This is a genomic window from Salibacter sp. (genome assembly GCF_031581065.1).
Lineage (GTDB): Bacteria > Bacteroidota > Bacteroidia > Flavobacteriales_G > Salibacteraceae > Salibacter.
Genome location: NZ_JAVLBN010000019.1, coordinates 33,975 through 41,067 on the forward strand (window position 1 = coordinate 33,975; position 7,093 = coordinate 41,067).

The 7,093-nt window shown below is 40.7% G+C and carries 7 protein-coding genes; 3 read left to right on the forward strand and 4 right to left on the reverse strand.

Annotated features, from left to right (window positions below):
* Positions 1 to 77: 77 nt before the first annotated feature.
* A complete protein-coding gene (locus tag RI557_RS06450) occupies positions 78 to 1,052 on the reverse strand; it encodes a D-alanine--D-alanine ligase (RefSeq protein WP_310682805.1) in 975 nt (324 codons plus the stop codon).
* Between the two features lie 86 nt (positions 1,053 to 1,138).
* Between RI557_RS06450 and RI557_RS06455 the strand changes: the two genes are divergently transcribed.
* Together RI557_RS06455 and RI557_RS06460 are read left to right on the forward strand one after the other, a co-directional pair.
* Positions 1,139 to 2,278 carry an acyloxyacyl hydrolase gene (locus RI557_RS06455; protein WP_310682807.1) on the forward strand — a complete coding sequence of 380 codons (1,140 nt, stop codon included), beginning with the start codon at positions 1,139 to 1,141 and terminating at the stop codon, positions 2,276 to 2,278.
* Entirely contained in the window at positions 2,263 to 2,997 is a 735-nt protein-coding gene (locus RI557_RS06460) for a GIN domain-containing protein (RefSeq protein ID WP_310668250.1), read from the forward strand. The genes RI557_RS06455 and RI557_RS06460 overlap by 16 nt, the downstream gene beginning before the upstream one ends.
* Position 2,998: 1 nt before the next feature.
* Here the strand turns inward: RI557_RS06460 and RI557_RS06465 are convergent, their stop codons facing one another.
* On the reverse strand, positions 2,999 to 3,679 hold the full coding sequence (locus tag RI557_RS06465; RefSeq protein WP_310682809.1) for an SDR family oxidoreductase: 681 nt from the start codon (positions 3,677 to 3,679) through the stop codon (positions 2,999 to 3,001).
* 20 nt (positions 3,680 to 3,699) lie between these two features.
* Between RI557_RS06465 and RI557_RS06470 the strand changes: the two genes are divergently transcribed.
* Positions 3,700 to 4,254, forward strand: coding sequence for a hypothetical protein (locus RI557_RS06470; RefSeq protein ID WP_310682811.1), 555 nt, complete (start codon positions 3,700 to 3,702; stop codon positions 4,252 to 4,254).
* Here the strand turns inward: RI557_RS06470 and purL are convergent.
* Both purL and RI557_RS06480 read right to left on the reverse strand, forming a co-directional pair.
* A complete protein-coding gene (gene purL / locus RI557_RS06475) occupies positions 4,251 to 6,488 on the reverse strand; it encodes a phosphoribosylformylglycinamidine synthase subunit PurL (RefSeq protein WP_310682813.1) in 2,238 nt (745 codons plus the stop codon). The two genes, RI557_RS06470 and purL, sit on opposite strands and share 4 nt — an antisense overlap.
* A gap of 170 nt (positions 6,489 to 6,658) precedes the next feature.
* On the reverse strand, positions 6,659 to 7,093 hold a 435-nt coding region (locus RI557_RS06480), incomplete at its 5' end, for a T9SS type A sorting domain-containing protein (protein WP_310682815.1).

Here is a 7,093-nt window from a genome sequence, read left to right on the forward strand (position 1 = left end):
AAAAATAACGGCAACTGTAGAGTAATGTTGTGAAAGTGAAGTTCGTTTCCAACAATAGCGTGTGGATAGCAAAAAACTTATTGCTGTAAAGAAAACTCAACCCATGAATTGAAAAACGATTTTAGACTATAACCTGCAGCAGTGACTTGCTGCGGAACAAGGCTCGCCTCAGATAGTCCCGGAACTGTATTGACCTCGATGAAATAAGGTTGGTTATCTTTTACAATGAAGTCAACCCTGCAAACGCCTCTTAAGTCCAGCGTTTCAAAAATGAGTTTTGAGATTCCGCTCACTTTTCGTTCAATTTCATCATTGACTTTTGCCGGAGTTATTTCATTTGATGCTCCGTGGTATTTTGCCTCGTAATCAAAGAACTCGTTTTCAGAGATTATTTCAGTCAAAGGCAATGATTTTATTTGTCCTTCAATATTGTGAACACCACAAGTGATTTCACGACCTTCAATGAACTCTTCAACGATAACCGTTTTATCAAACTCAAATGCGTATTCTATAGCCGGCAAAAGTTCATCAGCGGTTTTCACTTTTGTAATTCCAAAACTCGATCCGGCTTCATTTGGTTTGACGAAACAGGGCAAACCAACAAGATCCACAATTTCCGAGAAATCGATTTGTTGACTTCTTTTAAGGTATTTTGCCTTTGCCATGACAACACCGTAGTGTCGCAATAATGAAGAGCACATTGCTTTATTAAAAGTTAATGCAGATTGGAAAGTAAGGCATGAAGAGTACGGTATCTCCAATAAATCAAAGTAGCCCTGGAGCAATCCATTTTCACCCGGGCTGCCGTGGATTGCAATGAAAACTCCGTCAAAGTTGATTTTGTTTCCATTGATATCAATTGAGAAATCGTCCTTGTTGACAGGGTATTGGTGATCGTCTTTTTCACAATACCATTCTTTACCGCGAACCATGATTTTGTAAACGTTGTACAAATCTGTATCAATATTGCTCGCGACAACATTAGCACTCTTTAAACTCACCTCATATTCTGATGAGTCGCCACCCATGGCTACGGCTATATTCTTTTTCATAAAACGTGCCTTATTTCACTGCTTTGCAAATTACAGCTTATTAAAGCTATGAGAATTTCAATATTTGATTTTTGTAAACAAAACAAGTGTTAATTCTAATTAGGTTTGGATCTGACCAAAAAAGTGAAATCATTGGATACAATTTCTATTTTTATCCCGTGAAGAAGACCCTTGCATTTATTTTATATCTGCTGATTGTTGGATCTGGATTATCGCAGAGCGCAATAATCAAACCTCATTATGGTTTCACATGGCCTCACAGGTCTAGTATTACCCACCTTGTTGAAAATCACACTGCCGGATTATCACTCAGTTTTGAAAAGCAGGTTTCTGGCAAGCAGTACTGGCACCGGGACTATAACTTTCCATCAGTTGGTGTTTCAGGATATTACACTCAACTTGGGAATAAAGATGTACTCGGTTATGCACTGGGTGCAATAGGGTATTTGAAATTTTATCCTTACAGGTTTTCAAAAGGCCGGCTCTATTTTAAAACGGGAGGTGGTTATGGTTATATCAGCAAAAAATGGAATCCTGAAAGCAATCATAAAAATGTCATTATCAGCTCGCACAGTAATTTGTTGATTCAACTTGAAAGTGGAGTGGAATTGAGGCTTGGTGATAGGCTGGCTACTTCTATTGGTGTTGGAGTAACGCACTTTAGTAACGGTAGTACCACGCTTCCCAACAAAGGGGTGAACTACCTGGCGGCAAATGTTGGGTTGCAATATAAAATCAATGAACCGGATACATTTGATTTGAAACGGAGTTCTATCGACTCATCCAGGTTTATGCTCAATTTAAGAGCCTCTGGATTTTATAAAGAAGGATTATATGAGCTCACAGGAAAAAAGCCGGTTTCTACTGTCAGACTTGAGTTTTCATACAAAGCATCCTTAAAGTCGAAAATCACTTTTGGCTCTGACCTGATGTATAACGGAACATTAGCAAGTTACTACGAGGAACAGGGCTACGAGAGCTCTAACAATTTTCAGGCAGGAACAACAGTAGGATATCATTTGAATTTACACAAGTTCGAAATATTCTTACACCAGGGATTTTACCTGTATTCTTTTGATTATCCTGATGGCAGGCTTTATCAAAGGTTAGGTCTCATGGTTGACTTGTCAAAAGGCTGGTTTGTGAATGGAAGTATCAAGTCTCACCTGGTTACGGCCGATTATTTTGAAATTGGAATTGGAAAAACTCTATGGCGAAGCAACTAACAGTAATACTGAGCATTATCGTGCTTTTATCGGGTTGTGACAAAAGCCTGGTTGGTGATTGTTTCGTAAAGCGGGGCAGCGTGAAGAAAGAAGTGCGGTATTTTGACCAGTCGTTTAACAGTATTCAGAGCCAGGATATGGTGGATGTAGTGATTGTAGCTGATTCAATTCATTTTGTAGAAGTTTCAGCTGGCGAAAATCTACTTTCAAAAGTCACGACCAAAGTTGAAGGTAACTTTTTGATTATCGATAAAGAATCGAATTGTAACTGGACAAGAGAATTTAAAAAGCCAACAGTTTATGTTCATTTACCAATGGTCAGAACCATCGAGTATCGCGGGAACGGAACGATAGAAAGTAGAGGAGAGCTCATTGGGGATACATTATCAATTCATAGCTGGATGGGAGGGGAGAAAATCCAATTAAACGTTGATTACAACCGAGTTGAAACCTATCACCACTCAGGAACTACCGATATTGTTTTGAATGGAGAAGCGAATGAACTTTCATGCTACAAGCATTCAATGGGAAAATTAAAGCTATTCGGGTTGCGGGTTTTGAATGCTTACGTAGACACAAAAAGCTCAACCGATGCTGAACTTTGGATCACGAACAGGATTGATTACAAACTCAATTTTGAGGGAGATATTCTGTTAAAAGGTGATCCTGTGATCAATAAACTCGAACATACAGGGAACGGAATTCTTATCCATAATTGAATCACGGATTTGACAATGAAAGTGGGATGATTTGCCCGTTACCGGCCTCGTGGAAGTTGAGCGTTATATTCAAAATTGTTTGAGCTGCCTTTTCTGAAGTAAGTTGCGCTTTTCCCTTTGGAAATGCTGTTTGAAACATTTCCGTTTCAACACTCCCCAAAGCAATCGAATTGAAACGGCCATCAGTGTATTCTTCTTTGAGGCACTGTGTTGCCGCCATGATAGCTGCTTTTGAAGCGCTGTAGCCAAGTAGCTCAGGAAACTTTACGGAGTTTTGAAATCCGCCCATGCTGCCAATTGTTACGGTGTGGTAACTTTGAGAGAGACAACCGTTTTTTGTCAGTTCTTTAAAAAGCAGAAGTGGAGCTATCGAGTTGACCTGAAACATTTTCTCCAAATCATCTTCAGAGATTTTTTCCAGCTTGTCTTTTATCAGCAAACCCGCATTTAAAATGAGGTAATCGAGTTTTATTTTGTGGTTCTGAAGAGCAGTTATTAATTTTTTTCTTCCTTTTTCTTCAGTGTACAGGCACTCAACAACAATAAGATTTTCATTGTTGAGTTGATGAAGTGTAGAGCCATTTCGTGTTACAGCTACAACTTTCATGTTATTTTTGAGAGCTTGCTTTGCGAGTGCGAAACCAAGCCCTCTGCTGCTACCGGTTATGAGAACAGTTTTCATTTATTGAATAGCTTTGAAATATGATACCAAAGAAAACAATTCTGCTTTTGGTTCTGACCATTACGGTTCCTTTTTTCCTGAGCGCTCAATATGTGCCTGAGGACAATGAGGAGAATTACCAAAAAAAGGAGGAGAAAGAAAACTCTTTTGATTGGGATAATGCCTACATAGGTGGCGGATTGGGGCTTAATTTTGGAGATATTACCTATATCAACGTCAATCCAATTTTTGGTTACTGGTTTAGCGAGAAATTTACATCTGGAGTTGGAATAAATTACCAGTATTTTTCTGATAATATCTACAACTACTCAACCAGCATGTACGGGGGGAATGTCTTTTCCCGATACATTGTTTATGAACCCATTTTCCTTCATGGAGAAATAGAAGTGTTAAATGGTGAGTTTGGCTACAACGAAGGTCGCAGTAACTTTACCAGTGTATTTGTTGGCGGAGGTTACATGCAGCGTTACGGCAACAGTTTTATCGCAGCTACTTTACTGTACAACCTGAATGATGATTCCAGGAGTCCGTACACGAACCCCTTATTCCGAATCAATTTTGGTGTAAACTTTTAATCCAGAGCCTTTTCTAAAGCTTCGTTGTAAAGCGATTTGAAGTGTGAAATGTCTCCCCAATTCTCATCGTCAATTGTGATTTCACCTTTGGTTACGTAGCCCAGTAAGCTGTAGTCTATTCCAAAGTGCGTCATCATTTCCATGAAGTCTTCATTGTAAATAGTCGGAACCGAAACCACAACTCTCGATTGCGCTTCACCAAAGAGGAATGCGTCCTTGCGGATGATTTGATCGGTTGTAATATTGAACCCGAGATCGCGGTGAACGGCACTTTCTAAAAGTGTTGTGAAGAGCCCGCCATTTGAGCAGTCGTGAGCTGATACGATGAGCTTTTCTTCGATCAGTTTTAACACTGCATCCTGAACTTCCTGTTCGCTTTCAAGATCGAAATACGGGGCCGGAGATTCTTTCACTCCGTGATATTTAGCGAGATATTCACTCGATGAAATGTCGTTGTGGTTTTCACCGATAACATAAATCATATCGCTTTCCTTCTTGAAGTCGAGCGACATCGTATTGTCTTTTTCCAACAATCCAATCATCCCGATTGTAGGCGTTGGGAAAACCGGCACATCACCGTCCTTCGTCACCGTTTGGTTGTAGAAAGAAACATTACCACCTGTTACAGGAGTTTTTAGCGCTTCGCAGGCGCTTCCCATTCCCTGAACAGCTTTTACAAACTGCCAGTAAGATTCAGGATTATAAGGGTTCCCAAAGTTTAAGCAGTTACTGATTGCTGAAGGTTTTCCGCCAGTACAAACAATGTTTCTCGCAGCTTCACAAACGGCAATTTGAGTTCCTTTGTAAGGATCAGCATTGACGTAACGCGAGTTGCAATCGACAGACATCGCAATGGCACGGTCAGATCCTTTGATCTGCGCCACACCCGCATCGGCTGGTTCGTTAGTCGTCATGTTTGCGGTTCCGACCATTGAATCGTACTGCTCAGAGATCCAATTTTTTGATGCGATGTTCGGTTGCTGAATTAAGAACTCGGCCACTTTTTTCAGATCCTTAGGTTCTTCAATACTCGCAATGGTGAATTTTTGATATTCTTTGAAGTAAGCCGGTTCTGAATATTCGCGCTCATAAACCGGAGCTCCACCACCTAGTACGAGTGGCTCAGCAGGTGTTGTGGCGATTAGCTCTCCGTTCTTGTGGAAATTCAACTCGCCACCTTCAGTAACCTCACCGATTTGTACAGCGTTGAGGTCCCACTTTTCAAAAATATCTTCAACAATTTTTTCTTTTCCTTTCTTCACAACAACAAGCATGCGTTCCTGAGACTCAGAAAGTAAAATTTCAAATCCGTGCATGCCATCCTGGCGAGTTGGAACTTTATCGAGGTCGATATCCATTCCAAATCCTTCTTCGGCAGACATCTCAGCTGTGGAGCAAGTGATTCCGGCAGCTCCCATGTCCTGCATTCCCACGACTGCATCAGTATCAGCTAGTTCGAGTGTAGCTTCTAACAAAAGTTTTTCTTGGAATGGATCGCCTACCTGAACAGATGGTAAATCATCTGTAGAGGCATCTGTGATATCTTTAGAGGCAAAAGCAGCTCCATGAATTCCGTCTTTTCCGGTTGCTGAGCCTACAATATAAACAGGGTTTCCGGCTCCGTGTGATGTAGCCGAAAGTGTTTTGCCGGCTTCAACGATACCGGCTGAGAAAGCATTGACAAGTGGATTTGTATTAAACGATTCATCAAAAAATGTCTCTCCACTCAAAACCGGAACGCCAAAAGAGTTTCCGTAATTACCAATTCCTTTCACAACTCCTTTTAGGAGCCATTTTGTTTTGTCGAGTTTCAAATCTCCAAATCGGAGCGAATTCATTTGAGCAATTGGGCGAGCTCCCATCGTGAAGATGTCGCGGTTGATTCCGCCAACGCCTGTTGCTGCTCCCTGATACGGCTCAATAGCAGATGGATGATTGTGCGATTCAATCTTGAATGCACAGGCAAGTCCATCACCGATATCAACAAGTCCGGCATTTTCTTCACCGGCCTCAGCCAGGAGGTGCGGACCTTTCTTTGGAAGAGTCTTTAGCCAAATGATCGAGTTTTTATAAGAGCAGTGCTCACTCCACATTGCCGAGTATATACTCACCTCGCAAAAATTGGGTTCGCGACCTAAAATTTCTTTCACTTTCTCGTACTCTTCACCGAGTAATCCGAGTTGAATGGCTTGATCTTTCGTGGCAATTACCGTATCTGCAGCGTTTTTAGACATGCTCTTATTTTTTGATGCTGCAAAAATAGGTATCTGTTTTGAGTTCGGTCTATATGAGACCGAGTTTTACAAAAACAAATACCATAGGTTCGTATCAATAATTTTAGGGTTTTCACAAAATACTTATTTCTAATAGACTTCTAATTTCAATGGGCAGAAGACTAATAATTTTAACGTGTGATCGTAATCTTTCGAACTTGTGTGTAGTCTGTTTGTGAAACAACATGCACTACATACATGCCAACCGGCCAATTTGAAGTATTGACCTTGAGAGTGCCGGTACTATTTTGCGGAACTCCTCTGTACACAACAGAACCTGTTGCATTGTAAATCACTACTTCTTTTGGTGGCTTCTGACCATCATTGGTGTAATTAATGTAGAGTTGGTTATTAGCAGGATTTGGATAGATTTTCAGTTCAGTCCCTTTCGCTTTTAGTGCTAAGCTGTTAGGAGATGTGACAAAATGTTCAGGGCCAATATGGCTACTGCTATCAGAGCTACTGCAAACTGAGTTCACATACGCTTCATAACCGGTATTGGAAATTAGGTTGTTAATAGTAACTGAAGTATCATTAGTTATAATGGTATCACCTGATCCTATATT

Excerpts from the sequence above, each read along its gene's own strand:
- RI557_RS06450 (WP_310682805.1), bottom strand. The coding sequence starts at position 1,052 with ATGAAAAAGAATATAGCCGTAGCCATGGGTGGCGACTCATCAGAATAT.
- RI557_RS06460 (WP_310668250.1), top strand. The coding sequence starts at position 2,263 with ATGGCGAAGCAACTAACAGTAATACTGAGCATTATCGTGCTTTTATCG.
- RI557_RS06465 (WP_310682809.1), bottom strand. The coding sequence starts at position 3,679 with ATGAAAACTGTTCTCATAACCGGTAGCAGCAGAGGGCTTGGTTTCGCA.
- RI557_RS06470 (WP_310682811.1), top strand. The coding sequence starts at position 3,700 with ATGATACCAAAGAAAACAATTCTGCTTTTGGTTCTGACCATTACGGTT.
- purL (WP_310682813.1), bottom strand. The coding sequence starts at position 6,488 with ATGTCTAAAAACGCTGCAGATACGGTAATTGCCACGAAAGATCAAGCC.